The sequence below is a fragment of the Agrobacterium sp. LEGMi-208b genome (assembly GCF_059511785.1).
This window is the reverse complement of record NZ_CM183445.1, coordinates 98,416-122,371: the sequence shown is the minus strand read 5'-3', so window position 1 is coordinate 122,371 and position 23,956 is coordinate 98,416. Positions and strand designations below refer to the sequence as shown.

General features: G+C 59.8%; 28 protein-coding genes and 1 riboswitch. Of the genes, 18 read left to right on the top strand and 10 right to left on the bottom strand.

Annotation, left to right across the window (positions count from 1 at the left end; all coding sequences use genetic code 11):
- Positions 1 to 56: 56 nt before the first annotated feature.
- Complete coding sequence (gene gcvT / locus AC5YUO_RS00635) at positions 57 to 1,196, bottom strand: glycine cleavage system aminomethyltransferase GcvT (protein WP_496153914.1); 1,140 nt, start codon at positions 1,194 to 1,196, stop codon at positions 57 to 59.
- 150 nt (positions 1,197 to 1,346) lie between these two features.
- A riboswitch (glycine riboswitch) is annotated at positions 1,347 to 1,434 on the bottom strand.
- Between the two features lie 172 nt (positions 1,435 to 1,606).
- Complete coding sequence (locus AC5YUO_RS00630; RefSeq protein ID WP_003523602.1) at positions 1,607 to 1,792, bottom strand: DUF3008 family protein; 186 nt, start codon at positions 1,790 to 1,792, stop codon at positions 1,607 to 1,609.
- Between the two features lie 172 nt (positions 1,793 to 1,964).
- Between AC5YUO_RS00630 and AC5YUO_RS00625 the strand changes: the two genes are divergently transcribed.
- A complete protein-coding gene (locus AC5YUO_RS00625) occupies positions 1,965 to 2,345 on the top strand; it encodes a hypothetical protein (protein ID WP_496153913.1) in 381 nt (126 codons plus the stop codon).
- An 87-nt stretch (positions 2,346 to 2,432) separates the two neighbouring features.
- Entirely contained in the window at positions 2,433 to 3,404 is a 972-nt protein-coding gene (locus AC5YUO_RS00620; RefSeq protein WP_496153912.1) for a copper chaperone PCu(A)C domain-containing protein, read from the top strand.
- 238 nt (positions 3,405 to 3,642) lie between these two features.
- Here the strand turns inward: AC5YUO_RS00620 and AC5YUO_RS00615 are convergent, their stop codons facing one another.
- Positions 3,643 to 3,945, bottom strand: a complete 303-nt coding sequence (locus tag AC5YUO_RS00615; protein ID WP_035239747.1) for a hypothetical protein — start codon at positions 3,943 to 3,945, stop codon at positions 3,643 to 3,645.
- 200 nt (positions 3,946 to 4,145) lie between these two features.
- Here AC5YUO_RS00615 and crcB point away from each other — a divergent pair, with 200 nt between their 5' ends.
- The 6 genes from crcB (at position 4,146) to AC5YUO_RS00585 (ending at position 8,222) form a co-directional block, all read left to right on the top strand.
- A complete protein-coding gene (crcB, locus tag AC5YUO_RS00610; protein ID WP_496153911.1) occupies positions 4,146 to 4,523 on the top strand; it encodes a fluoride efflux transporter CrcB in 378 nt (125 codons plus the stop codon).
- 66 nt (positions 4,524 to 4,589) lie between these two features.
- The gene (locus AC5YUO_RS00605) at positions 4,590 to 5,579 is read left to right on the top strand and encodes an RluA family pseudouridine synthase (protein WP_496153910.1); all 990 of its coding nucleotides are present in this window, start codon (positions 4,590 to 4,592) and stop codon (positions 5,577 to 5,579) included.
- Positions 5,580 to 5,584: 5 nt separating this feature from the next.
- Positions 5,585 to 6,250 (top strand): HAD family hydrolase, encoded by a 666-nt coding sequence (locus tag AC5YUO_RS00600; protein WP_496153909.1) that lies wholly within the window; start codon positions 5,585 to 5,587, stop codon positions 6,248 to 6,250.
- Between the two features lie 24 nt (positions 6,251 to 6,274).
- A complete protein-coding gene (locus AC5YUO_RS00595; RefSeq protein WP_496153908.1) occupies positions 6,275 to 7,069 on the top strand; it encodes an ATP12 family chaperone protein in 795 nt (264 codons plus the stop codon).
- Positions 7,070 to 7,129: 60 nt separating this feature from the next.
- On the top strand, positions 7,130 to 7,618 hold the full coding sequence (locus AC5YUO_RS00590) for a hypothetical protein (RefSeq protein ID WP_496153907.1): 489 nt from the start codon (positions 7,130 to 7,132) through the stop codon (positions 7,616 to 7,618).
- Between the two features lie 214 nt (positions 7,619 to 7,832).
- Positions 7,833 to 8,222, top strand: coding sequence for a RidA family protein (locus tag AC5YUO_RS00585; protein ID WP_496153906.1), 390 nt, complete (start codon positions 7,833 to 7,835; stop codon positions 8,220 to 8,222).
- Positions 8,223 to 8,282: 60 nt separating this feature from the next.
- On the opposite strand, the gene fghA is transcribed toward AC5YUO_RS00585, so the two are convergent.
- The 3 genes from fghA to AC5YUO_RS00570 are packed head-to-tail and all read right to left on the bottom strand — an operon-like array spanning position 8,283 to position 10,286.
- Complete coding sequence (fghA, locus tag AC5YUO_RS00580) at positions 8,283 to 9,116, bottom strand: S-formylglutathione hydrolase (protein ID WP_496153905.1); 834 nt, start codon at positions 9,114 to 9,116, stop codon at positions 8,283 to 8,285.
- Between the two features lie 29 nt (positions 9,117 to 9,145).
- Positions 9,146 to 9,805 carry a DUF1345 domain-containing protein gene (locus AC5YUO_RS00575; protein ID WP_496153904.1) on the bottom strand — a complete coding sequence of 220 codons (660 nt, stop codon included), beginning with the start codon at positions 9,803 to 9,805 and terminating at the stop codon, positions 9,146 to 9,148.
- A 25-nt stretch (positions 9,806 to 9,830) separates the two neighbouring features.
- Positions 9,831 to 10,286 (bottom strand): YaiI/YqxD family protein, encoded by a 456-nt coding sequence (locus AC5YUO_RS00570; RefSeq protein ID WP_400812452.1) that lies wholly within the window; start codon positions 10,284 to 10,286, stop codon positions 9,831 to 9,833.
- A gap of 166 nt (positions 10,287 to 10,452) precedes the next feature.
- Here AC5YUO_RS00570 and AC5YUO_RS00565 point away from each other — a divergent pair, with 166 nt between their 5' ends.
- Complete coding sequence (locus tag AC5YUO_RS00565) at positions 10,453 to 10,905, top strand: DUF5680 domain-containing protein (protein ID WP_496153903.1); 453 nt, start codon at positions 10,453 to 10,455, stop codon at positions 10,903 to 10,905.
- A gap of 53 nt (positions 10,906 to 10,958) precedes the next feature.
- On the opposite strand, the gene AC5YUO_RS00560 is transcribed toward AC5YUO_RS00565, so the two are convergent.
- Positions 10,959 to 11,615 (bottom strand): peroxiredoxin, encoded by a 657-nt coding sequence (locus AC5YUO_RS00560; protein WP_496153902.1) that lies wholly within the window; start codon positions 11,613 to 11,615, stop codon positions 10,959 to 10,961.
- A 102-nt stretch (positions 11,616 to 11,717) separates the two neighbouring features.
- Positions 11,718 to 12,608, bottom strand: coding sequence for an arginase family protein (locus AC5YUO_RS00555; protein ID WP_496153901.1), 891 nt, complete (start codon positions 12,606 to 12,608; stop codon positions 11,718 to 11,720).
- A 206-nt stretch (positions 12,609 to 12,814) separates the two neighbouring features.
- On the opposite strand from AC5YUO_RS00555, the gene AC5YUO_RS00550 reads away from it, so the two are divergent.
- The gene (locus AC5YUO_RS00550) at positions 12,815 to 13,465 is read left to right on the top strand and encodes a glutathione S-transferase family protein (protein ID WP_496153900.1); all 651 of its coding nucleotides are present in this window, start codon (positions 12,815 to 12,817) and stop codon (positions 13,463 to 13,465) included.
- 42 nt (positions 13,466 to 13,507) lie between these two features.
- Here AC5YUO_RS00550 and AC5YUO_RS00545 read toward each other — a convergent pair whose 3' ends face one another.
- Both AC5YUO_RS00545 and AC5YUO_RS00540 read right to left on the bottom strand, forming a co-directional pair.
- Positions 13,508 to 13,945, bottom strand: a complete 438-nt coding sequence (locus tag AC5YUO_RS00545) for a GNAT family N-acetyltransferase (protein WP_496153899.1) — start codon at positions 13,943 to 13,945, stop codon at positions 13,508 to 13,510.
- A 140-nt stretch (positions 13,946 to 14,085) separates the two neighbouring features.
- Positions 14,086 to 14,226, bottom strand: coding sequence for a DUF1127 domain-containing protein (locus AC5YUO_RS00540; RefSeq protein ID WP_400812462.1), 141 nt, complete (start codon positions 14,224 to 14,226; stop codon positions 14,086 to 14,088).
- A 298-nt stretch (positions 14,227 to 14,524) separates the two neighbouring features.
- Here AC5YUO_RS00540 and AC5YUO_RS00535 point away from each other — a divergent pair, with 298 nt between their 5' ends.
- From AC5YUO_RS00535 to AC5YUO_RS00500, 8 genes are all read left to right on the top strand, one after another.
- Entirely contained in the window at positions 14,525 to 15,715 is a 1,191-nt protein-coding gene (locus AC5YUO_RS00535) for an ABC transporter substrate-binding protein (protein ID WP_020008945.1), read from the top strand.
- A 21-nt stretch (positions 15,716 to 15,736) separates the two neighbouring features.
- Entirely contained in the window at positions 15,737 to 16,609 is an 873-nt protein-coding gene (locus tag AC5YUO_RS00530; RefSeq protein ID WP_496153898.1) for a branched-chain amino acid ABC transporter permease, read from the top strand.
- 144 nt (positions 16,610 to 16,753) lie between these two features.
- Positions 16,754 to 17,740, top strand: coding sequence for a branched-chain amino acid ABC transporter permease (locus tag AC5YUO_RS00525; RefSeq protein WP_496153897.1), 987 nt, complete (start codon positions 16,754 to 16,756; stop codon positions 17,738 to 17,740).
- Complete coding sequence (locus tag AC5YUO_RS00520; protein WP_269346180.1) at positions 17,737 to 18,510, top strand: ABC transporter ATP-binding protein; 774 nt, start codon at positions 17,737 to 17,739, stop codon at positions 18,508 to 18,510. Before AC5YUO_RS00525 ends, AC5YUO_RS00520 begins: the two co-directional genes overlap by 4 nt.
- Positions 18,500 to 19,243: a branched-chain amino acid ABC transporter ATP-binding protein gene (locus AC5YUO_RS00515; protein ID WP_496153896.1), complete on the top strand. Its 744-nt coding sequence runs from the start codon at positions 18,500 to 18,502 to the stop codon at positions 19,241 to 19,243. The genes AC5YUO_RS00520 and AC5YUO_RS00515 overlap by 11 nt, the downstream gene beginning before the upstream one ends.
- Positions 19,244 to 19,280: 37 nt before the next feature.
- On the top strand, positions 19,281 to 20,489 hold the full coding sequence (locus AC5YUO_RS00510; protein WP_496153895.1) for an aspartate transaminase: 1,209 nt from the start codon (positions 19,281 to 19,283) through the stop codon (positions 20,487 to 20,489).
- Positions 20,490 to 20,799: 310 nt separating this feature from the next.
- Positions 20,800 to 21,738 carry a nitrogen assimilation transcriptional regulator NAC gene (gene nac, locus AC5YUO_RS00505; RefSeq protein WP_496153894.1) on the top strand — a complete coding sequence of 313 codons (939 nt, stop codon included), beginning with the start codon at positions 20,800 to 20,802 and terminating at the stop codon, positions 21,736 to 21,738.
- A 146-nt stretch (positions 21,739 to 21,884) separates the two neighbouring features.
- Positions 21,885 to 23,948: a hydantoinase/oxoprolinase family protein gene (locus AC5YUO_RS00500; protein ID WP_496153893.1), complete on the top strand. Its 2,064-nt coding sequence runs from the start codon at positions 21,885 to 21,887 to the stop codon at positions 23,946 to 23,948.
- Positions 23,949 to 23,956 lie beyond the last annotated feature (8 nt).

Here is a 23,956-nt window from a genome sequence, read left to right as displayed (position 1 = left end):
AGGGGGAGATGCCCGGCAGGGCAGAGGGGGGTGGCGGCTCGCTCGACCATTATCGATTACCGCTTGTAGGTGGGCTTGATGAAGGGCAGGGCGGCGACGGTGACGGGCAGATATTTGCCGCGCACTTCCGCAAAGATCGCCGTGCCGGGAGCGGCATAAGAAACAGGCACGTAACCCATGGCGACCGGTCCTTCGATCGAAGGGCCGAAACCGCCGGAGGTGACTTCGCCGATTTCCGTCTTGCCTTCAGCATCCGCGAAAAGCTTCGAATGGCCGCGCACTGGCGCCTTGCCCTCGGGCTTCAGACCGACGCGGCGGCGTGATGTGCCGTCCTTCAGTTCACCAAGAACGCGTTCCGCACCCGGAAAACCGCCTTCGCGATTACCACCGGCGCGGCGCGCCTTCTGGATCGCCCATTCCAGCGAGGCTTCGATGGGGGAGGTCGTTGTGTCGATGTCGTTGCCGTAGAGACAAAGGCCGGCCTCCAGACGCAGGCTGTCGCGCGCGCCCAGTCCGATGGCTTCGCAATCGGGGTGCTCAAGCAGGGCCTTGGCGATCTCTTCCGCCTTGTCCGCCGGCACGGAAATTTCAAAACCGTCTTCACCGGAGTAACCGGAACGGGAAACGATGCAGGGCACGTCATGCAACGGCACTTCCTGCACATCCATGAATTTCATCTCGGAAACGCCCGTCCACAGTTCGGCCAGCACCTCTTCGGCGCGCGGCCCCTGCAGCGCGATCAGGGCACGGTCATCGAGAAGGGTGATCTCGCAGGCGTCGGAGAGATGCGCCTTCATATGGGCGACATCGGCATCCTTGCAGGCGGCGTTGACGACGACGAAAAGATGGTCGCCGCGATTGGTGATCATCAGATCATCGAGGATGTTGCCGTTTTCGTCGGTGAAGAAACCGTAACGCTGGCGGCCTTCCTTGAGACCGAGAATATCGACCGGCACCAGCTTTTCGAGCGCAAGCGCGGCGTCCTCATTGTTGCCGGACTTCGCTTTCAGGATCACCTGACCCATGTGGGACACGTCGAACAGACCGGCGGAGGTACGGGTCTGAAGATGTTCCTTCAGCACGCCGGCCGGATATTGCACGGGCATGTCGTAACCGGCGAAAGGCACCATGCGGGCGCCAAGCGATATGTGCAGGGAATGCAGCGGCGTGGTTTTCAGCGCGGCGGTATCGTCCAAGGACGCCTCCAGGGTTGCGCGAGATATCGCGCGGGCTCAGGTCATGGCGCAAACACGCCGGTTCAAGAGCCCCCTCTGTCCTTGTCGCCTGAGATTGTTATCCCTTCGGCGAGCCGTCCTTTGAAAAGGTGGCTTCTCTCCAGAGTTCCGTCGTCACCGCTGGTCCTTTTGCCTGAGAGTTTCCGGGGCGGTTGCTCCTTCGGCACCGCATTGAAGCGGTTTCTCCCAACGATGATGCGACGCTCATTATCTTCGAAGCCCCGCTATTGGCAAGGACCAAATGACGCATCTGAACAGATTCTTGCTCCATCTGCGCCATCGTCGTTCACCCCACACCACATAACCTTGCCGATACCGCCTTTCCACCTTCATTCCTGTGACAAACAGAGGAATGAGGATGAGAGGAGCCGTCAGTCGGATTTTTTCTCCGGCAGACCCTTGCGTTTCGTCGAGGCGAAATCCTCAAGTTCCTTTTCTGTCATGGACTTCTCCATGCTTTTTGAAGCACCCTTTAAACTGGATTTCTTCATTTCACCACGTTTGGCGGCCAGTGCGGCCCCCGCCGCTTTCTGCTGGGCCTTTGATTTGGCTGGCATGTCGGACCTCCTTTAAATGATGGTTCCGGCAGGAAAATGCCGCCTTGCATCGATTGTTCCTTGCAACTGTTAAGCCTGCGGCAAAATTCCCCTTTGAAATCGGCCGGAAAGCGGGATATCGCATGGGATCATGGATGCAAATCGGACACGACGGCTGACAGGGATGGAGAAAATGCTTCGCATTTTCTGCGCGACCCTGATGTTGTCCCTCGGTTTTGCCCACAAGCCAGCCCTTGCCGCGGCCCCCGCCGTTTCTCTGGACGAGAGCTACCGGCTGCCGGACGGCACCTTCGCGGAAATCTGCCTTGGCCACGGCAATGGTGTGAACGCTTCCCATACCAAGGACGACCCAAACCATTCCGGTGATGCCATCCTGTTTTGCGAGGCCTGCCTGCTGGCCTCCTCCATTCTTCTGCCGATGCCCGATACGGCTGGCTGGCTGAAGACCGAATTCGCCTGGCTCGACAATCGCCTGCCTGCGGAATGGAGCTTCCGCTCTGTCCTGACAATCCAGAAGCCTGCCGCGCGCGGCCCGCCATCCCTTTTCGCCTGATTTTTCGTTTTACGGGATCATCGCCGCCTTGGGCGGCACGGAGCGGCTGCACGGACCCATAGGGATCGCAGTCGCAGGGACAAACAAATGAAAACCACCAAGATCATCACCTGCAGCCTTTTCGTCGTCTCGGTTTCGGCCGCGCAGGCTTTCGCTCACGCCACATTCGTTGACGGTTCGGCCGAACAGGAAAGCACCGTCGTCGCGGCCCTTCAGGTGCCGCATGGCTGCGAAGGCGGGCTCGCCACCACCGAAGTTCAGATCAAGCTGCCGGAAGGCTTCATTTCCGCCAAGCCGCAGCCCAAGGCCGGCTGGGAACTGGAGGTCATCAAGGGAGACTACCAGAAGGCTTACAACAACCACGGCAAGGAGATCAAAAGCGGACCGGTCGAAATCCGCTGGAAGGGCGGCAACCTGCCGGACGAGTTCTATGATACCTTCGCCGTGCAGGGTAAGATCTCTGGCGTCGAAGCAGGGCAGGATCTGCCATTCGAGGTAACGCAGCTCTGCGGCGACAAGGGCAAGGTTTCCTGGGACGAAGTGGCAGCGGCCGGCGTCGATCCGCATTCCCTGAAAAGTCCCGCTCCGACCATTCGCGTCGCCGCAAAGGCTGCGCATGCCGGTGGCCATGATCACTCCGCCATGGATATGGATGTCGTGAAGGCCGGCAGCCTCGAGGTGTCGGGCGGTACGACCAAGGCCATGCTGCCGGGCCAGCCCGTGGGCGGTGGTTACGTGACGGTCAAGAACACCGGCGACAGCGACGACAAGTTGATCGGTGTCGAATCCTCCGCCGCCGGCCGGGCTGAAATCCACGAGATGGCCATGGTCAACGACGTCATGAAAATGCGCAAGCTGGATGACGGCATCGTCATTCCCGCAGGTCAGACGGTGGAGTTGAAGCCCGGCGGCCTGCACATGATGTTCTTTGACGTGAAGAAGCCATTTGCCGAAGGCGACAAGGTGCCGGTGACACTGATCTTCGAAAAGGCCGGCAAGGTCGAGATCGTGCTGTCGGCGGGCGCAGCCAAGGGCGGCGGCGACCACCAGCATAATTGACCAATGAAAAACGGCTACCGGAACGCGTGACAGGTCCGGTAGCCGCAAATTTTCATCTATCGTGTTTGTTCTTCAGCGCCGTGGCGGAAAAGGCAGGATGGCATTTGCCCATATGGTTTTCCGGAACTCGGTCATAAACATCTAGAAGACCAGTCTGACACCAGGCTGAATGCGCGGATCCACCCATATGGCGTAAAACTGAACAAACGACATTAAAATCTCTACATATAAGACTGATTTATAAATTACTTTCCGATTTTGAGGTGAAGCTGTTCTCCTCGTAGGCCTCCACGGCCTGCTCCAGTGTCGCCTGCGGTTCCTGGCGCTGGCTGCTTGCGATCAGGAAATAGAGGGTGAGGGCTGGCGGCTTGATCGTTGTCATCAGGCCCCGCAGCTGGAAGTCGTCCCCGTGTTCGGCCTTGCGCGCCAGTTCGTGAATAGCCTCTTCAACCTCGCTTTTGCGCGGCACGCGTTGCGGCGGCTTCATCGCCTCCAGCGCATAGGCCGCTGTATTCGCGGAAACGGAAAGAACCTGTGTCATCGAACCTCCGGCCATCTTCGCCGACCCTGAAAACCCGGAGAATAACACCTGCCCATTGTTGGAAGGCTAAATCGCGGAGCTGCAATTTAATCGTATTTTAATGGTCGAAAGCGCCGCGCAAAGGGGTTTCTCTAGCGGTTCCCATGGTCTAGAAATGCCTCGGACTGCCCGATCAGGCATTTCCCCGGAGATACATCCCCATGCTCAATATCGCTCTTGTCGCTACAGGCGGCGCAATCGGTTCCGTTTTCCGTTATCTGGTCGGCGTGTGGAGCGTGCGACTGGCGGGGCTGAATTTCCCCTGGGGGACACTGGCAGTCAATGTGGTCGGATCTTTCCTGATCGGCCTGCTGGTCGAGCTTGTGGCGCGGCGGCTGAACGCCTCGATGGAAATGCGTCTCTTCCTCGTCACCGGCGTGCTCGGCGGGTTTACCACCTTTTCGTCCTTCTCGCTCGATGCGGTGGCGCTTTTCGAACGTGGCGCGCTCGGGCTTTCGGCCGTTTACGTGCTTGCCAGCCTTGTGGTTTCCATCGCGGCGGTTTTCGCCGGGCTGGCCTTGGGCCGCAGTTTGTTCTAAAGGCTTGGTCCAAGCGGCGCGCTGGCGAATAGGGCGCGCGATCAGGACAGAAAGACTGGAAATTTCATGGCAGGTATCGAGCACATCAAGGTCGGGGCCGACGAGGCCGGTATGCGCCTCGATCGCTGGTTCAAGGTTCATTATCCCGGACTTGGTTTTGGACAGTTGCAGAAGCTTCTGCGCTCCGGCCAGGTGCGTGTGGATGGCGGCCGGGTAAAGACGGATGCGCGCGTCCAGCCGGGACAGATGGTGCGCGTGCCGCCGGTCGATTCCGATCTCAAGGTCAAAACCGGACCGATCGGATCGAAGGACCTCAAACACTCCGAAGATGGCGAACTCCTGGCGCGCATGCTCCTGCATGAGGATGACAAGGTTTTCGTCTTCAACAAGCCGGCTGGCATCGCCGTGCAGGGCGGTTCGGGCGTCACCCGCCATATTGACGGGCTGCTGGAAGCCTGGACCAACCAGAAGGGCGAAAAGCCGCGTCTGGTGCACCGCCTTGACCGCGATACGTCGGGCGTGCTGGTGGTTGCCCGCACCCGCGGTGCCGCGCAGAAGCTGACAGCCGCCTTCCGCGAACGCGATACCAAGAAGACCTATTGGGCGCTGGTCAAGGGCGTGCCGCGCAAGCATCAGGACAAGATTTCCACCTGGCTGGTCAAGGAACAGACGATGGACGGCGATCGCATGCGCATCGCCAAGCATGGCGAGGAGGGGGCCGATCACGCCGTTTCCTATTACCGGGTCATCGATACCGCCGCGCAAAACCTCGCCTGGCTGGAAATGGAACCCTATACGGGCCGCACCCATCAGCTTCGCGTGCACGCGCTGCACATGGGCCACCCGATCATCGGCGATCCGAAATATTATATCGACGATCCGAACTGGGATTTCCCGGGCGGCATCCAGAAGCGCCTGCATCTCCACGCGCGCCATATCGACATACCGCATCCGAATGGCGGCCGGCTTCGGGTCAGCGCACCCTTGCCGCCGCATATGGTGCAGACCTGGAACCTGCTCGGCCTCGACGTGGCCGATGGCGATAGGGAAGACTGAAAGCGATGAAGCTCGTTCTTTTCGATTGCGACGGCACGCTGGTGGATAGCGCCGGCCTGATCCATGCCGTCATGGCCGATACTTTTGCTGATTTTGGCAAACCGCGCCCCGATATCTCCGAAACCAAGGCGATCATCGGTCTGACGCTGGATATCGCCATCGCCCGCATGCTCGGCAAGGCGCATGTGGATGATGAAGCGAGGGCGATGACGGAACGCTACAGGGAAATCTATCATCCCCTGCGGGAGCGGCCGGAGATGACCGTGCCGCTTTTCGACGGTATCGCCACTCTGATCGATACGCTTTCGAAACGCGATGATGTGCTGATCGGCGCGGTGACCGGCAAAGGCCGGCGCGGTCTTACCCATATTCTTCAGACCCACGGCTTTGCCGATCACTTCATCGTTTCGCGCACGGCGGATGATTGCCCCTCCAAGCCGCACCCGGCCATGGTGATGGAATGCTGCCATGAAACCGGCATGGTTCCGGCCGATACTGTCGTGATCGGCGATGCGATCTATGACATGCAGATGGCCAAGGCTGCGGGTGCAAAAGCCATCGGTGTCGCCTGGGGCTATGCCTCGGTCGACGATCTCTGGAAGGCGGGCGCTGATGCGGTCGTCAGCCATCCGCGAGAAATCCCGGCCTATGTTCCGGCCGATAATCCCTAATAACCCGACTGATGAGGACGTGCCATGCGTGATCTCCTGAACGACCTTTCGGAGGGCCTCAGCCATCCCGACCCGATCCTGCGCGCGCAAATCCAGATGCAGAAACCTTTGCCCAAGCGGTTCTACAAGGATGTCACCGTCGGCGAAGCGGAGGAGGGTAGCTTTGCCATTCTTCTCGATGGCAAGCCGCTGCGCACCCCCGCCAAGAAGCCGCTGACCGTCCCGACGCGCGCGCTGGCGGAACTGCTTCGCGATGAATGGGATGCCCAGAAAGATGTGGTCAATCCGGTGGTCATGCCCGTCTCGCGGCATGTGAACACGGCCATTGATGGCGTCGCCAACGATACCCAGGCGGTTTTCGAAGACATACTCCGTTTTTCCTCTTCCGATCTCCTCTGCTATCGCGCCGGCGATCCGGAAGCGTTGGTTGCGCGCCAGACGGACCATTGGGATCCGGTTCTGGACTGGGCGGCCAATGTGCTTGGAGCGCGCTTCATTCTCGTCGAAGGCGTCATGCATCAAGACCAGCCGCGCGAAGCCATCGCGGCTTTTGCGGTAACGCTGAAAAAATACGATACACCGATTGCGCTTGCCGCCCTGCACACCATGACCTCGCTGACCGGTTCCGCCATTCTGGCCCTTGCACTGGCGGAGGGAGAGTTAACGCTGGAAGAAGCATGGGCGCTCGCCCATCTCGATGAAGACTGGACCGCCGAGCAATGGGGGGAGGACGAGGAGGCGCTGGAACGCCGCACCGTCAGGCTCATCGACATGCGCGCCGCACTCCATGTTCTGGAGTCGCTGAAGAGCGCTGCTTAACGCTTTTCTAACCCTGATAGCCGAATATGCGGTTACCTCACGTTAGGGGAGCCGTTGATCATGATCACCACGATGAAACGCCTTGGCATTGTTGTGCTGGCGTGTTTCACGCTCATGTCTTTCAGGCTGGAACCGGAAGCGACCAATGCCGACCGGCTGCTTTACGATGTGCGCGGTGCATTCGTTGCCGCACGCCCGGATGTCGCTCCGGCGCTGATGCAGTCCATTCATGCGCAGGTGCAGAACGCCATCAAGACCACGGCGCGCGGAGAAACCCGGCCGCGGGTGGTGCTGACCATCCGTCTCGCTTCCGTTACACGCGGCCCCTTCCTGTTCGGGGAAAGAGCATCGGCCAAGGTCATCGTGCGCGCTGCCGCCGTGGCGACGGGAGAGGTGATCGCGGAAGCCAAATTCACCGCCACCGTCGTCAGCTTCGACAATCAGTCGATCGAGCAGGAACTCGCTTATGGCGTCGCCGAACGCGTGATCCGCGAATTCAGGCTGAACCGGCCCGGCCCGACGACACTTGCGACGGCTCTGTTTCCATAAGCAGGGCGCAAGACGAAGGCTGAGGGCTGTTCGTCTATATCAGCTTTTAAATACCCCGGACTCCGACAAGGTGCATCTCGCGCCCTTAAGTTCACATACGTTCCGTATATATAATTGACATCCGACGCGTATGTCACTATCTCGCATACGCAACGTATGTGAAGAGCGATACTTCACGCATCCTTTGCCACTCAGCCAACAAGAGAGATGCATAATGACCGTACGCGAAGCAATTTTCCCCGCTAACAGGCATGCGCTTTACGAAGAGCATGGCTATTCCGCAGCCATCCGATCCGGTGATCTTCTTTTCGTTTCCGGCCAGGTCGGCAGCCGTGCCGATGGAACGCCTGAACCTGATTTTGAACGTCAGGTCCGGCTGGCCTTTGAGAATCTCAAGGCAACGCTTGCGGCAGCAGGCTGCACCTTCGACGATCTCGTGGATGTGACGACGTTCCACACGGACCCGGAAAACCAGTTCGGAACGATCATGACCGTCAAGCAGGAGATTTTCAGCAAACCGCCTTACCCGAACTGGACCGCCGTCGGCGTCAACTGGCTCGCCGGCTTCGATTTCGAGATCAAGGTCATTGCCCGCATCCCGTAATATCCGGTTGAATACGAAACGGTGGCGCTCACGCAGCGCCGCCGGCCCGCTTCTCCATCCTTATCCCAACCGCTCCGCATGCCACTTCAAATGGTCGTCCATGAAGGTGGAAATGAAATAATAGGAGTGGTCGTAGCGATCGTGCATGCGCAATGTCAGGCCGATATCCGTGCCCTTGATCGCCTCTTCGAACAGCCAGGGGCGCAGGCCCTTTTCGAGGAAACTATCGGCCTTGCCCTGATCGATCAGGAATTCGGGGAAACGCGCGCCATCCTCGACAAGCGAGCAGGCATCATATTGACGCCATGCGGCCCGGTTCGCACCGAGATACTTTTCCAGCGCCGGTTCGGACCAGTCGGCCGAAGAGGGAGCCACGATCGGCGCAAAGGCGGAGCAGCTCTTGAAACGGTCGGGATTCCTCAGCGCAATGGTCATCGCGCCATGGCCGCCCATAGAATGGCCGAAAATGCCCTGGCGGCTCATATCCGCACGGAAATGCTGGCCGATGAGGGCAGGCAGTTCTTCCGTCACGTAGCTGTACATCCGGTAGTGCTCGGACCACGGTTCCTCCGTGGCGTCGAGATAAAATCCGGCGCCCTTGCCCATCTGCCAGTTGGTCAGCTCATCCGGCACGTCATTGCCGCGCGGGCTGGTGTCCGGGCAGACGATGATCAGCCCGAGTTCGGACGCCATGCGGCGATATTCGCCTTTTTCCATGACATTGGCGTGGGTGCAGGTGAGGCCGGAAAGATACCACAGGACAGGGCAGGGCTCGTGGATAGCCTTCGGCGGCACATAAACCGCAAAGGTCATCTCAGATTTGAGCGTTTCGGATTGATGCGAAAATACGCCCTGCATGCCGCCAAAGGCCGTATTTTGCGAAATGATGTTCATGAAGCCATTCCTTGTGAAAATTTCCCGGTTCAGCCTGCAAGCGAGACGGCCGCATTGACCGCAGCCGCCACCAGAACCGTGTTGAAGAAAAAAGAAACGATCGAGTGCAGCAGCGTGACCTTGCGCATGGCAGTCGTGGTTATCCCCACATCCGATGTCTGCGCCGTCATGCCGATCACCACGGCGAAATAGAGAAAGTCATAACCGCAGGGTTCCTTCGTCCCCGGAAAATCCATGCCGCCGCGATGCTGGGGCTTGCCGTCCACCATGGCCGGCCGCCAGTAAAGATGGGCGTAATGCAGGGCGGTCATGGTGTGAATGGTCAGCCAGCCGAAGATCACCGAGGCGAAGGCGATGAGCAGCGCCCAGACCGTTTCGCCGGTATGGTTGAGGGCCTGAAACAACGATACAACCGCGACAGCAACGGCAAGCAGCGTGACGGCGATGATGGCGACTGCCGGCAGATCGTCGCTATCGGCATGGGCCTTCAGATGCTGCGCCGTCAGGCCCGACAGGCGAAAGCCAATCAAGGTGAGATAAGTCAGGAAGAACAGGACGGCTGCGATCTCAATTGCCAGTGATGGCGCAAAAACCACCGCCAGGCCAAGGCTTATGGCACCGACCAAAAAAGCAATGACGAAGGGTTGATGGCGACGATAGCTGTTGCTTTTCATATTGGCCGGGCTCATGGGCGGCACCTTTCTGTTGGCGCCGTCATTTTTTGACACGGCGGCAGAAACGGTCAAGCGTCTCCAGAAAAGCCGAGCGGTCGCGCGGTGAAAAAGCCGCGTTATATCCCTTGCTTTCGCCGGTTTCGCGCAGATGCGCGCCAAGATCGCGCATCGCCGTCGCCATCCCGATATTCGACGGGTCAAAAACGCGACCCGTTGGTCCCGTGACCAGCGCACCCTTGGCGACACAGCGGCCGGCGAGCGGCACATCGGCGGTGATGACGATATCGTTCTCACCGGCATGATCGGCGATCCAGTCGTCCGCCGCATCGAAACCGGCGGATACGATGACGTTTTTCACCATGGGATCGCGCGACGGGCGCAGACCGGAATTGGCAACGAAGGTCACTTCCAGCCCATGCCGCTCCGCCACCTTGAGAATCTCCGGCTTCACGGGGCAGGCATCGGCATCGACATAGATTTGCGGGTTTTGCGGCATGGACACTCTTTTCGGATAATTCCTGCCACGCTTCTAAGCGCAAACGCCGCGATTACCAAGCCCGCCATTGCTGAAATGAAGGTTCGATGCCGGCCAGGGGGCGCACTTGCGACCATCCTGAAAATCGCCTATGTTCTCTTTATGTTCTTATCCCAAAAGGTTTCCCATGTTGGAAGAGTTCATCGTGCAGGCCAAGTCCGCCACCTATGTCGGCGGCGGCAACAAATCCGCGACGCCCACGCGTAAGGGATCGCACGACCTCGGCTATCAGAGCGGCGACTGGCACTATATCGACAGCTATTTCGGGGGAACCGATTTCATCGGCCAGGAGGTTGTCTGGCACGAAGGAACGGCGGTGTGGGCGATGAGTTATTACGGCCGCATCCTCCGGCCCGATATGCTCGATGCCACGATCGCCGGCATGGTCATTCAGCGGTCGCTTTCCACGCTCTATCGGGAGGGCCGGTTCCTTGGCGGCTTCACCCACCCGGTGGAAAATCTGGTCTATGTCGATACGAATGAGGGTGAGTTCCGGTCCTTCACCGGTGTCGAGCGCATTTATCGGGGGCATACCGAGACATACCGGCTTGACTATCATGGCGGGATCATAAAGCCGTGAGAGAGGCGAGGGATGGGACGATGATCTCTCACCGCCCCATCAAAGGCTTCAAATCAGCCGGGCTGCCGGGTCTTGCGCAGATACGGAAGAACCGTGTCGTAGGAACCGAAACGGGCAATCGCGTCTTCGTTGGAGACGGCGGCGGTGATGATGACATCCTCGCCCTGCTTCCAGTTGGCCGGTGTCGCCACCTGATGTTTGGAGGTGAGCTGGATGGAATCGATCGCGCGAAGAATTTCCTCGAAATTGCGGCCGGTGGTCATGGGGTAGGTGAGGACCAGCTTGATCTTCTTGTCCGGACCGATGACGAAGACGGAACGCACGGTGGCGTTGTCGGCGGGCGTGCGGCCTTCGGAACTGTCGCCAGCGCCGGCCGGCAGCATGTCGTAGAGCTTGGCGACCTTCAGGTCCTTGTCGCCGATCAGCGGATAATCGACGTTGAAACCGGTCGCGGTACGGATATCGTTCTTCCACTTTTCATGGCTTTCGACCGGGTCGACCGAAATACCGATGATCTTGACGCCACGCTTTTCAAATTCCGGCTGCAGGCCGCCCATCGCGCCGAGCTCCGTCGTGCAGACGGGTGTGAAGTTCTTGGGATGCGAAAACAGGACCGCCCAGCCGTCGCCGATCCAGTCGTGGAAGCTCACCGGACCATGGGTGGTCTCGGCGGTGAAGTCGGGTGCTATGTCGTTGATACGCAGGCTCATCTGATGTTTTCTCCCTAATGATTTGAACTGAAAACTGATGGTTCTCGGCAATCCGTGTCCAGCGCCGGAGCTTAGAGTTTTTGCGCGAAATGGCCACAGTTTTTATCGGCTCGCGGTCGCGTTTCCGAGCAGGGGAAGTTTGCGAAGTTCCCGCGACAGCTCGATGGCGCTCCATGGCAGATATTCGGTTATGGCCAGTCCGACGATCTCGGATACGGAGGAAACGGACAGGAGAACCCGCTGAATTTGCGGCAGCGTCATGCGACCTCTGGCCACGCCGTCAAAGGCGTCCGGCGGTGCGGACGGATCGCGAAACAAAAGAAAATCGTAAAGAGCCGGATCGAGCACGTCGAAGTCGAAATGCACGGCGGCATGTTTCAGGCCGCGCGCCTTCAGCCATTCCGTGACCGGCGCGTCCCCATCCCGCAATTCTTCCGGCGAAAGGCGGGCTATGCCGTGCCTTGCGATGAAATCCGTCTCATAGGGCGTGGTCTCGGTCAGCCCCACATAGAGCACGTTTTCCGGCTTCACGCGGTAAGGAACGGTGGCGACGAAATCCGCGTCGCCTTCCCCCATCAGCACCGCCAGCAGATGCGCATGGGCGTTGGCATATTGCGCGGCGGACATGATATCGGGGTGGGCGTCAATCCAGATGACGGCGAGATCGTCCCGGTAGCGATTGTTGAGGTAGGTGACGGGACCGAGATTGACGAGGCAATCGCCGCCGAGCGTGACGATGGCCTGAGGATTGTGCCTGCCGATCGCCGCATGGACCTCACCGAGAATGGCGAGGTTCGTCTCGCGGGATTTTATGCCAGCGCTGACCGGGCGCACACCGGTTCCATCCGGCGGTGGAACGGCGATGGTTTCCACCGGGCCCCGCGGATCGGGCGCGATGGCGGAAAGAACCCGGCTGCCAATGTAATAATCCGGTCTGTCGCCGCCCTGCCAGAGCGGCAGATTGAGTCGAAGCACGTGTTTCGGGTCGATCATCGGTCGGTCCTTTGGATTTGGCGTCATCCGCCTGCGGGTTCCCGATCGATATAGGTCTGAAAAGCCGTATGACAATGACGCCCCTGCGCGCCCGGCGATGATTGTTTTCGCCCCGGCGAGCCGGTATCCTGACGCGGTCATCGGTCGCAGCCTATATCCGGTCCCGGCGCGCTACCCCCTCCGGAAAGACGCCATGGAGAACAGCAATGACAATCACGATCACCGCCTTTGAACGCTCGCCCGATGGCGGCAAGGGTCTCGCCCGCGACATGCGCGTGCGCTGGGCACTCGAAGAAGTGGGCCAGCCCTATGACGTCCGCCTCCTTTCCTTCAAGGCGATGCGGGAGCCGGCGCATCTCGCGCTTCAACCCTTCGGGCAGATTCCCACCTATGAGGAGGGCGATCTCGTCCTGTTCGAATCCGGTGCGATCATATTCCATATAGCCGAACGCCATGCCGGCCTGTTGCCACAGGATGCGGATGCGCGGGCGCGCGCGATCATGTGGATGTTTGCCGCGCTCAGCACCATGGAACCGCCCATTGTCGAGCATTTTGTCACCGGCTTTCTCGAAAGGGACAAAAGCTGGCACGTGGAACGCCTGCAGATCGTCGATGAACGTATTCGCAAGCGGCTTGGCGAATTATCCCGCCGACTGGGTGAGGCCGACTGGCTCGACGGCGCATTCAGCGCCGGCGATCTGTTGATGATATCGGTGCTGCAACGGATAAAAAGTTCGGGCATTCTCGATGAATACGCGAATCTCGCGGCCTATGTCGCCCGCGGCGAGGCGCGTCCCGCCTATAAACGCGCCTTTGCCGATCAGTTGGCGATTTTCAAAGCCGCATCGAACGGCTGACCCACCCCGGCCGGAGGAACCCGCGCTGCGGACCGCCGGCGATCAAGCCGGCGTGCTGACGCGATAGGCCATTCCGAGCGACCTCGGAGCGGTCTCCTTGAAGCCGAATTTTTCGTATAGCCTGTTTGCCGGCACGTCGGCGATCAGGCTGACATAGGCCGAAGCGGGAAGCTCGTTTTTCACATGGTTCATCAGCGCATCCATGACCGCCTTGCCCAAGCCTCGGCCCTGATGGGCGGGATCGACGGCAATGTCAACGACCTGAAAAAAGCAGCCGCCATCGCCGATCAGCCGGCCCATGCCAATGGCGGAACCTGCGTGCAGGACCATCACGGAGAAAACCGTGCCCTGCAAGCCCTTCTCCGCCGCCGCCTGCGAAAAGGGGCTTAGCCCGGCCACGGCGCGAAGACGCAGATAGTCCTCGACAGATGGAGTTCTCGCGACAATGGAATATTCGGGGGAATAATCGGAGTGGTTCATTCGGCTCTCGTCCTGGCAGCGCTCTTACAGCGCCGCCCGATATGTGGAGGAGAGTTCTACCGGAGCTTTACCGATTCTGGAGCACGATTTTCAACACCTGTGCCGCGCGCGGGCGCCCATGAAGGCGGCCCTCGGCCTGTTTAGCGGCGGCCTTCCACGGCGGAACGGATATGCGAGCGGCTGACGCCGATATCTGAAAGGCTTCTGTCATCAAGCGCGCTCAGTTCGGCCATGGCGCGGCGGTTGCGGAAATAGTTTCGAACAGTCTCGTGAAGTTTCATTTTCATAGTTTCCAGTGATGGGATTGCATAAAATATGCCCATAATAACGCGAAAAATACAGGCATTTGCCTGCATGGAAGACATGCAAAAATCGAAACACGACGCCTGGAGATGGGGAAACAACTGCCGGCATAAGGAAACGCTATAGCGGCAGAAAGGACTTGTGTTGGCAAAATATCCGGCGATGAACCTACTCTGCCTGAAAGATTAGCGTGACGTTAATCGACAAGAACCGCAAAAGCGGCAAAAGCTCGCCCGGCCAAAGCCGGAAAAGATAAATCCGAAAAGGAGTGGGAACATGAAAAACGGTATTACTCGCAGACTTCTACTGGTTTCCGCCGCGGTCGCTCCGATCCTGAGCCTGTCGCCGGCGCTCTCCGCCTCCGCTTATGCGGCCGATACGATAAGGCTCGGCCTCGTCGCGCCGATGAGCGGCCCGAATGCGCGCTACGGCGCTTTTTCCATGCATGGCGCGGAACTGGCGGTAAAGGACATCAACGCGGCCGGCGGTATCAACGGCCAGCAGATCGAACTTTTCAACGCCGACAGCCAGGGCACGCCGGTCGAAGGCGTTTCGGCCACACGCCGCCTGATCGATCAGGACGAGGTGGATTTTGTCATTGGCGACGTCTCCAGCTCCGTGACGCTTGCGATGCAGCCTGTCGCTGAAGATGCGGAAGTTTTGCTGCTGAACGCCGCATCCTCCAACCCGAAGATCACCTATCAGGCGGGTGTCGGCGGGTTCAAATGGACCTTCCGCAATTATCCGACGGATGAGAACCGTGCGCTCGTCGTGGCGAAATACGCCGCCGAACAGCGCGGTTTCACGAAGTTCGCCGTCCTTTCGGTCGATAGCGACTACGGCCGCTCCGCCATCACCTTCACCAAGAAATACCTGCCCGACTTCAAGGGCGAAATTCTCAGCGAAGATTATTACAAGGAAGGCGAAGTCGACTTCCGCAGCGTGCTGGCGAAGATCCGCGATAACGGCGCGCAGGCGATCATCATGTATGGTCTCGCCGATACCACGCCGATCGTCGCCCGCCAAATGCTGGAACTCGGACTTGCCGGCAAGGTCGTGCTGATCGGCAATGGCGAATTCAACACCGAAAAGACGATCAAGTCAGCACCGAAAGCCATGGAGGGCGCCGTGGAAGCCGCTGCCTGGCTGCCGCAATTCGATAGTCCGGCCAGCAAGGCCTTCGTGGAGAAATTCACCGCCACGTATAAGGAAGCGCCGAACAATCACGCCTATGTGCATTGGGATACCGTCAACCTGCTCGCCCAGGCGATAAAGGAAGCCGGAAGCGCAGATCGCAATGCCGTCCGCGAGGCCCTCTCGAAGATCAAGTACAAGAGCCCGGTCGGCGAAGTGACCTTCGACGATCACAATCAGGCCCGCCTTCCGATGATCCTTCTCCAGATCGAGAACGGCAAGCCCAGCATCAAGGGCGCTTATACGGCGGAAATCCAGTACCCTGCGAACTGATAGACCGGGAGGGGTACAGCCATGTTCTCGACAATTCTCGAGCAAGTCGTAAACGGGATCGTCACCGGTTCCGTCTACGCGATCGTCGCCGTCGGCATGACCATGATTTTCGGGGTGCTGAGAGCCATCAACTTCGCTCATGGCGAATATTACATGCTCGGAACCTTCGGGGCGTGGTTCGCCATCGATTATCTCGGCCTTTCCTATGAGGCCTCGATCGTCGTCGGTGTTCTTTCCACCGTTGTCGTGGCCTATGTGGTCGGCCAGCTGGTGATGCGCAGAATGGTGGGGGCGCCGGCGGAGTCCGGCGTTCTCGCCACCCTCGGCATCGCGCTGATCCTGCAGAACACGATCATTTTCGTTTTCGGCGGCGGCTACAAGTTTTTCGCCGGTGGTTATATCGAGCCGATTTCCATTCTCGGCTTCACCCTGGCGCAGCAGCGCGTGCTCATACTGGTCGTGTGTCTCGTCGTTTTCGTCGGTCTGGAACTGATGGTGACCTATAGCCGTCTCGGCATGGCGATGCGGGCGGTCTCGCAGAATGTCGAATGCTGCGGCGTGGTCGGCATCGATGTCTCGCAGGTCGTGTTGCGCACCTTCATTCTCGGCGCCGCGCTCGCCGCGCTTTCGGGCGTTCTAACCGCGCCGGTCAATGTCAGCGTCTATGGCGGCATGGGGGAGCTCATCACCTTCAAGACCCTGCCGATCATCATCATGGGCGGCCTTGGAAATGTACGCGGCACCTTCTTTGCGGCCATGATCCTCGGCATCGCCGAAAGCCTCGTCGCCACCTATGTCGGGCTGCAATTCCGCGACACGGTTGGCTTTGCAACGCTGATCCTGATGCTGATGTGGCGTCCGCACGGCCTGTTTTCGACGCAGGCGCGCTTCTAGAGCATTTCCAGGAAAAGTGGACCCCGGTTTTCCGTCCGGAAATGCGGAAAAACAAAGAGTTAGAGCGCTTTGGCGATTCGAGGAAAAAGCCAAACGCTCTGGAAGCCGCGCCCGCCGAATTTACTCGAATTTTGAGGACTCGACATGTCTCTCACAGACACCGTTCCCCAGGCACGCCGCCGCGATCTGCGCATTCCGCTCGCCGCCGTCCTGATCGTCGTAGCACTTGCCGCACCCTTTATCGGCACGCGTTACGTTACCCATTCGCTCATCATCGCGCTCATCTTCATGCTGCCGGCGCACGGGCTCAATCTGCTCGTCGGCTATACCGGCCTGTTATCGCTGGCGCAGGCGGCTTTCTTCGGTATCGGCGCCTATACCGCCGGCCTGCTGGCGGTGCACTATGAAACGCCGTTTTATGTGAACCTGATTGCTGCCGGCCTGGTCTCCGGCGCGCTCGCCCTGCCGCTCGGCATTCCGGCGTTGCGGCTTCGCTCGACATCCTTCGTCATGTGTACGCTCGGTTTCGTCATCATCGGCCAGGCGATCGCCAAGAACTGGATTTCGCTGACCCGCGGCGACATGGGCCTTTCCGGCATACCTAAACCCTATTTCGAGCTTGGCCCGCTCTCCTTCACGGTCAGCGGAACCACCAGTTTCTATTATCTGGCTCTGGCCACCTGCGTGCTGGGAACGCTTGCCGCATGGGCAATCGTCCGCTCGCCGGCTGGCCGCAACATGGTCGCCATCCGCGAAAACGAAACGCTGGCGGAATCCCTCGGCGTTCCCACCTGGCGCTACAAGCTGATCGTCTTCATGCTGAGCGCCGTCTTTGCCGGGGTAGGGGGTAGCCTCTATGCACACTATTTAACGGTGGTCAGCCCGCTGACCTTCCAGATGTATTATTCCACGACGATGCTGATCATCGTTCTTGGCGGTGGTGCTGGCATGATTTCGGGGACCGTGTTCGGCAGCCTGCTTTTCGTCGGTCTGACGGAGGCGCTGCGCGTCGCTCCTGAAGTGCGGATGATCGCCTATGGCTTCTGCCTTCTCGTTCTCGTTTTCTGGTTCAAAAAAGGCTTTGCTCCCCTGATCAATCGCTTCTGGAACGCGATCGGAGGTTCGAAATGACGGCTCATCTTCCCATCCTCGAGATAAAGAACCTCAGCAAGTCCTATGGCGCGGTGAAGGCGGTCAACGATGTCAGCATGCACATCGATCGCGGCGAGATCGCCGGGTTGATCGGGCCTAACGGCTCGGGAAAGTCCACCTTCTTCGATTGCAGCACCGGGCTTGCCCGGCCGGATACCGGCAAGGTGATACTCGACGGACAGGACATCACCGGCTGGTCGCTCAACCGCATCGCCCGCGAAGGCCGCATGCTCCGGTCGTTCCAGAAGACAGTGACCTTCAAGGCGCTCGATGTGGAGGAAAATCTCGTCATCGCCGGCCAGATGTTCACCTTTCCCTCGCTCCTGTCGACATTCGGCCTCGGTGGCATGTCGCGCCGCCGCGTGGCCGGGTTGAGAGAGCGGGCGCGCGAGCTGATCAAGATGGCAGGCCTCTGGGACGTTCGCCATCAACCCGCCGGCAATCTGTCCGGCGGCCAGCAGAAACTCATCCAGTTCGCCTCCATGCTGATGCCGGAGCCGAAGCTCATCCTGCTGGACGAGCCGATGGCGGGCATCAATCCGAAGATCATCGAGCGCGTGGTGGAAACGATCCAATATGCGAACAAATCGCTCGGCGTCAGCTTCCTCGTCATCGAACATAATATCGATGTCGTCACCAGCATCTGCCAGCGTGTCGTCGTGCTCGATCAGGGAACGAAACTGGTCGAGGGACTGCCGCATGACATCATCAAGGACCAGCGTGTGAGGGAGGCCTATCTTGGCGGCTGACAGCAATCTTTCCATCAAGGGCCTGCGCGCCGGTTACGGCAATCTCGATATCCTGAACGGCGTCGATCTCGACGTGCCGGCCGGGCAATTCGTGGCCCTCATGGGGCCGAACGGCGCGGGAAAATCCACCCTGCTCAAGACGCTCTACGGCATGACCACCATCAAGGAAGGTGGCATCGACTGGCGTGGCAAAAATATCGCCGGATTGTCGTCGCGCGCCATTCTGGGCGAGGGCATATCCTTCGTGCCGCAGGGCCGCTGCAATTTCCCGGTCATGACGGTCGATGAAAACCTGCAAATGGCCGCCTATACCATCCGCGACGCCAAGGTGAAGGCGGACCGCGATTATGTCTATGACCTTTTCCCGATCCTCAAAACCCGGCGCTCGACGCTCGCCGGCAACATGTCGGGCGGCGAGCAGCAATTGCTCGAAGTGGCGATGGCGGTTCTGCAGCGGCCAAAAGTGCTGCTGGTGGACGAGCCTTCCGTCGGCCTGTCACCGGCCGCAATCGGCATCGTGTTCGACGAACTGCTGCGCCTGCATGCGAACGGCATGACCATCCTGCTGGTCGAGCAGAACACCAAAAAGGCGAAGGAAGTCGCGCAGCGCGCGGTCATTCTCCGTCTTGGCAGGGTGATCTGGGACGGCACGCCGGCGGAGATCACCCATGACGAACTTGGCGAATTGTTCCTGACCGGAAAGATGCGCGGCGAACTCGAAGCCGCGCACTGACAAGCTTAGAGCATCAAGATTGAGACGAGGAAAGACCATGAGCGCTTTTGTGCCAGCATCACGCGTGTCGAGAATCAAGGTTTCGCCAAGCACGGCGGCCGCGGCCCGCGCCCGTGAACTGAAGGCCGCCGGCCGCGATATCGCCGACCTGACGGTGGGCGAGCCGGACTTCGACACGCCTGAGGCCGTCAAGGCGGCGGCCCATGCCGCTATCGACCGGGGCGAGACCAAATACACATCGGTCAACGGCACGCCGGCGCTTCGCAAGGCGATCATCAGCGACTTCCAGAACCGTCTCGGCATCACCTATGGCGATAGCGAAATCTGCGTTGGCGGCGGCGCCAAGCAGATCCTGTTTCTGGCACTGATGGCAAGCGTGGAGAATGGCGGGGAAGTCATCATTCCGGCTCCCTACTGGGTGTCCTATCCCGATATGGTCATCGCCAATGACGGCACGCCCGTCATCGTCGCATGCCCGGAGGAAACGGGCTTCAAGCTGACGGCTGAAGCGCTGGAAGCGGCGATCACCCCGAAAACGCTGTGGCTGATCCTCAACGCCCCCTCGAACCCGACGGGCGCTGCCTATAGCGAAGCGGAACTCAAATCGCTGGGCGAGGTATTGCTGCGCCATCCGCATGTCATGGTACTCTCCGACGATATCTACGATCAGGTCTGGTTCAAGGACGAGCCGATGAAAACCCTCGTTGCCGTCGTGCCTGAACTGAAGGACCGGGTACTTCTAACCAACGGCGTTTCAAAATCCTATGCCATGACGGGATGGCGGATCGGTTACGGGGCAGGGCCGGCGGCACTCGTCGCCGCCATCAACAAGTTGCAGTCTCAGATGTCGTCCTGCCCGTCCTCGGTCAGCCAGGCCGCCGCAGCCCATGCGCTTGCCGGCGACCAGACATTCGTGGCGGAAAGCGTCGCCGTCTACAAGAAGCGGCGAGACTACGCCTCATCGCGTCTGAACGCGATCCCCGGCCTCTCCTGCATGGTTCCGGATGGGGCTTTCTACCTCTATCCGAGCTGCGCCGGTGTAATCGGCAGGACGACGGCGGATGGCAAGGTGATCGAAAACGATCTCGACTTCGTTCTTTATCTCCTCGACAGCGTCGGCGTGGCGGCGCTCCAGGGGGCGGCTTATGGGCTTTCGCCCTATTTCCGCATTTCCTTCGCTACCTCCATGGAAGTTCTGGAGGATGCCTGCAATCGCATCGAGCGTGCGGTGGCGGCGTTAAGGTAGGGCAAGTCGGCAGGACCGAGGGCGGTCTGTTCAGCGTCCCTCATCCCTGTGCTCGTCACAGGGATCCAGCCAGCCCAAGTCCTTGGGCTGAAAGGACTCTCCCCGTCGCGCAGACGCGCGTCGGCTGGATTCCCGTGACAAGCACAGGAATGAGGAGGAGAGGATTTCCGACCAGCATGAAACATGTATGTCGTTTATTCAGCTCGGTGCATAAAACACTCTATCCCATTGAAATTACGCATCCTCCTAGCAGAAACCCATTCCTGTTTCCGCCCTGATGCGCTAGGATTTCCCCAAAAAGTGGGGACCGATGAGCGTCGATTTCAAAAAACTCAAAAGCTTCGTCAAGATCGTCGATACCGGCAGCGTCTCGCGCGCCGCCGGCATTTTACGTGTGGCGCAGCCGGCGCTGTCGCAGCAGATCGCCTCGCTGGAACAGCACTTCAAGCATCAGCTTCTGCTGCGCAGCAATGTCGGCATCACGCCGACGGAAGCCGGGCTGATCCTCTACCGCCATGCGCAGATCATGCTGAAGCAGATCGAGCAGGCGCAGACCGATATCGACCGCTCGGCCCGCTCGGTCTCCGGCCGGGTCTCCATCGGGCTCGCCACCTATTCATCGTCCAGCGCGCTGTCCCTGCCGCTCATCAAGGAGATGAGGGCACGGTTTCCCGCCATTACGGTGCATATCAACGACAGTTTCGGCCACATCCTCAGCGAGCTGATCATGACCGGCAAGATGGATATGGCGCTGATCTACACCTCCGATCCGATCAAGGGCGTGACGCTCGAGCCGCTGTTCCGCGAGGAGATGTTCCTCGTCTCGCCAGCCGATATGAAGCTGCCGGCCGAACCCGGCCAGCCGCTTCCGCTCTCGGCGCTGGATGGACACGCGATGTTGCTGCCCAGCAAGGCGCATTTCCTTCGCCGGCTCATCGATGAGGGGCTTGCCCGGGCGCGGGCGCGGCCGGAGGTCATTTCCGAACTGGAATCCGTGCCGGCGCTTGGCGCGGCTGTGTTGGACGGCCTCGGCTCAACGATCCTTCCAGCCTCCGTTGTTCTGGAAACCCCGAGCTTCAGCGGCGCGCAGCTGCACCCGCTCACAACCCCCGTTATCGACGCCACGGTTTCGCTTTGCGTCTCCGATCATATGCCGCTTTCCGAGCCGGCTCTGGCGGCGCGTTCCGTGCTTCTCGAGATCGTCACCAAGCTCAAGAGCGGCCATCACCCCGGCATCCGCGCCATCTGAATTCGCTATAAGCAAACCCTATGGCGGCAGACCGAGGTTGTGTTGGTAAAGGCCGACGGAACGCTTCAATTTTCCATCAGTGAACGGACCCGATCTATGGGTCCCAAAGGCAGCCAAAGAGGCTGCATGGTCGCGCGAGGGAAACAATGGCAAAACTGGCTTTCGATACTGGCGGTACCTTTACCGATTTCGCGCTTCTGGACGACAGTGGCGAACTTCACCTCCATAAAGTCCTGAGCACGCCGAAAAATCCGGCCGAAGCCGTTGTCCAGGGCGTGTCCGAACTGCTGGAAAAGCACGCGGATGCGATCGCCATCGAAAACCTGCAGGTGCTTGGCGCAACCACCGTCGTCACCAATGCCGTGCTGGAGCGAAAGGGCGTCGAAACCGGTTTCGTCACCACCGATGGCTTTCAGGACATGCTGCGCATCCGCAACGAGGGGCGTTACGATCTCTACGACCTGAACATCAAATATCCCGATCCGTTGGTCACCCGCGCCAACAGTTTTGGTGCTGAAGAACGAATCGCCGCCGATGGCGAAGTCATGACGGAACTGAAGGAAGAAACCGTTCGTGAGATTGCCGGGCGGCTGAAGGAAAAGGGCATCCGCTCGGTGGCGGTCTGCCTGCTGCACGCTTACAAATATCCGCAGCATGAGCAGCGCGTTGCCGCCCTTCTGCGCGAGGAAGACTCTGACATTTTCGTGTCGCTGTCTTCCGAGGTCTGCCCGGAAATGCGGGAATTCGACCGCGCCTCGACAACGGTGGTCAATGCCTATACCCGCCCGCAAATGTCCGGCCATGTCGCCCATCTGCAGCGGGAATTTGCGCAAAAGGGCATCGACCGGCAGGTGCTGTGGATGACCTCTTCGGGTGGCCTTGTGCCGAGCCGCCGCGCCGCCGAACTTCCCGTGCGCCTGATCGAATCCGGTCCCGCCGCGGGTGCCGTCGCCGCCGCCGAATTCGGCCGCACGGCGGGTGAAGCGAGCGTGCTTTCCTTCGACATGGGCGGCACCACCGCCAAGCTCTGCCTCATTCCCGATGGCGAACCGAATGTCGGCACCGATCTCGAAGTCGCGCATTACCAGCGCTTCCGAAAAGGGTCTGGTTTTCCTCTGAAAATCCAGTCGATCCAGATGATCGAGATCGGTGCGGGCGGCGGTTCCATCGCCGCGAAGAACCCGCTCGGGCTTCTCGATGTCGGCCCGCATTCCGCCGGCGCCATGCCGGGGCCGGCTGCCTATCAGCGCGGCGGAACCGAGCCGACGGTGACGGACGCCGATATTCTGCTCGGTTACATGGGAACGGAATCCTTCGTCGGCGGCTCGTTCAAGGTGTCGAAGGATGCCGCCCATGAGGCGATGTCGAAACTGGCCACTTCTCTCGATGTGTCCGTCGAACGCTGCGCCTGGGGCATTCATGATCTCGTCAATGAATCCATGAGCAAGGCGGCCGCCATGCACGCGACCGATCTCGGCGTCGATCCGCGCTCTTTGCCGATGGTGGCTTTCGGCGGAGCCGGCCCGGTCCACGCCTATGGCATCGCCCGCAAGCTCGGTATTTCTCGCATCATCTGCCCGACCGGCGCGGGCGTCAGCTCCGCCATCGGCCTGTTGATCGCGCCGGTCGCCGTCGATCTCTCCGCAAGCCATCCGATGGCGCTCGATGCCTGGGATATCGAGGCGATGAACCGCCTGCTCGATGATCTTTCCACTCAGGGTGCGGAAGTCGTTTCGGCCGCCGGCGTTCCGAAGGAGACGATCAGCAATCGTTATACCGTGGACATGCGCCATGTGGGGCAGGGACACGAGATCACGGTGGTGCTTCCCGACCGCAACCTGCCGAAGGATCTCTTCCTCGAAGAATTGCGCAGCAGCTTCTTCAAGCTCTATCGCGAATTGTTCGGCCGCACGGTGGCCGCACCGCTGGAAGTCATCACCTGGCGTCTGCGCGCCAGCGGCGAGAAGGATGAGGTCACCCGGCCGCATGAAACCGTCATTGCCGAAGCCCGGAAGGGCAGCCGGAAGGTCTATTTTCAGGAGGCGGGCGGCTATGTCGAGACCTCGGTTTACGACCACTACAAGCTGCCGGTCGGCCACGAGGTGAAGGGGCCTGCCATTGTGGAACAGCGTGAATCGACGGCTGTTGTCGGGCCGAGCGGCACCTTCCATGTCGATGCCCACGGCAATCTCGTGATCAACATTCTCTAAGGGGGCAG

Excerpts from the sequence above, each read along its gene's own strand:
- AC5YUO_RS00560 (WP_496153902.1), bottom strand. The coding sequence starts at position 11,615 with ATGAGCCTGCGTATCAACGACATAGCACCCGACTTCACCGCCGAGACC.
- AC5YUO_RS00510 (WP_496153895.1), top strand. The coding sequence starts at position 19,281 with ATGAGCGCTTTTGTGCCAGCATCACGCGTGTCGAGAATCAAGGTTTCG.
- AC5YUO_RS00540 (WP_400812462.1), bottom strand. The coding sequence starts at position 14,226 with ATGAAACTTCACGAGACTGTTCGAAACTATTTCCGCAACCGCCGCGCC.
- AC5YUO_RS00565 (WP_496153903.1), top strand. The coding sequence starts at position 10,453 with ATGTTGGAAGAGTTCATCGTGCAGGCCAAGTCCGCCACCTATGTCGGC.
- AC5YUO_RS00595 (WP_496153908.1), top strand. The coding sequence starts at position 6,275 with ATGCGTGATCTCCTGAACGACCTTTCGGAGGGCCTCAGCCATCCCGAC.
- AC5YUO_RS00625 (WP_496153913.1), top strand. The coding sequence starts at position 1,965 with ATGCTTCGCATTTTCTGCGCGACCCTGATGTTGTCCCTCGGTTTTGCC.
- AC5YUO_RS00600 (WP_496153909.1), top strand. The coding sequence starts at position 5,585 with ATGAAGCTCGTTCTTTTCGATTGCGACGGCACGCTGGTGGATAGCGCC.
- AC5YUO_RS00550 (WP_496153900.1), top strand. The coding sequence starts at position 12,815 with ATGACAATCACGATCACCGCCTTTGAACGCTCGCCCGATGGCGGCAAG.
- AC5YUO_RS00535 (WP_020008945.1), top strand. The coding sequence starts at position 14,525 with ATGAAAAACGGTATTACTCGCAGACTTCTACTGGTTTCCGCCGCGGTC.
- crcB (WP_496153911.1), top strand. The coding sequence starts at position 4,146 with ATGCTCAATATCGCTCTTGTCGCTACAGGCGGCGCAATCGGTTCCGTT.
- fghA (WP_496153905.1), bottom strand. The coding sequence starts at position 9,116 with ATGAACATCATTTCGCAAAATACGGCCTTTGGCGGCATGCAGGGCGTA.
- AC5YUO_RS00615 (WP_035239747.1), bottom strand. The coding sequence starts at position 3,945 with ATGACACAGGTTCTTTCCGTTTCCGCGAATACAGCGGCCTATGCGCTG.
- AC5YUO_RS00500 (WP_496153893.1), top strand. The coding sequence starts at position 21,885 with ATGGCAAAACTGGCTTTCGATACTGGCGGTACCTTTACCGATTTCGCG.
- AC5YUO_RS00585 (WP_496153906.1), top strand. The coding sequence starts at position 7,833 with ATGACCGTACGCGAAGCAATTTTCCCCGCTAACAGGCATGCGCTTTAC.
- AC5YUO_RS00605 (WP_496153910.1), top strand. The coding sequence starts at position 4,590 with ATGGCAGGTATCGAGCACATCAAGGTCGGGGCCGACGAGGCCGGTATG.
- AC5YUO_RS00630 (WP_003523602.1), bottom strand. The coding sequence starts at position 1,792 with ATGCCAGCCAAATCAAAGGCCCAGCAGAAAGCGGCGGGGGCCGCACTG.
- AC5YUO_RS00545 (WP_496153899.1), bottom strand. The coding sequence starts at position 13,945 with ATGAACCACTCCGATTATTCCCCCGAATATTCCATTGTCGCGAGAACT.
- AC5YUO_RS00530 (WP_496153898.1), top strand. The coding sequence starts at position 15,737 with ATGTTCTCGACAATTCTCGAGCAAGTCGTAAACGGGATCGTCACCGGT.
- nac (WP_496153894.1), top strand. The coding sequence starts at position 20,800 with ATGAGCGTCGATTTCAAAAAACTCAAAAGCTTCGTCAAGATCGTCGAT.
- AC5YUO_RS00575 (WP_496153904.1), bottom strand. The coding sequence starts at position 9,805 with ATGAGCCCGGCCAATATGAAAAGCAACAGCTATCGTCGCCATCAACCC.
- AC5YUO_RS00525 (WP_496153897.1), top strand. The coding sequence starts at position 16,754 with ATGTCTCTCACAGACACCGTTCCCCAGGCACGCCGCCGCGATCTGCGC.
- AC5YUO_RS00520 (WP_269346180.1), top strand. The coding sequence starts at position 17,737 with ATGACGGCTCATCTTCCCATCCTCGAGATAAAGAACCTCAGCAAGTCC.
- AC5YUO_RS00620 (WP_496153912.1), top strand. The coding sequence starts at position 2,433 with ATGAAAACCACCAAGATCATCACCTGCAGCCTTTTCGTCGTCTCGGTT.
- AC5YUO_RS00590 (WP_496153907.1), top strand. The coding sequence starts at position 7,130 with ATGATCACCACGATGAAACGCCTTGGCATTGTTGTGCTGGCGTGTTTC.
- AC5YUO_RS00555 (WP_496153901.1), bottom strand. The coding sequence starts at position 12,608 with ATGATCGACCCGAAACACGTGCTTCGACTCAATCTGCCGCTCTGGCAG.
- AC5YUO_RS00570 (WP_400812452.1), bottom strand. The coding sequence starts at position 10,286 with ATGCCGCAAAACCCGCAAATCTATGTCGATGCCGATGCCTGCCCCGTG.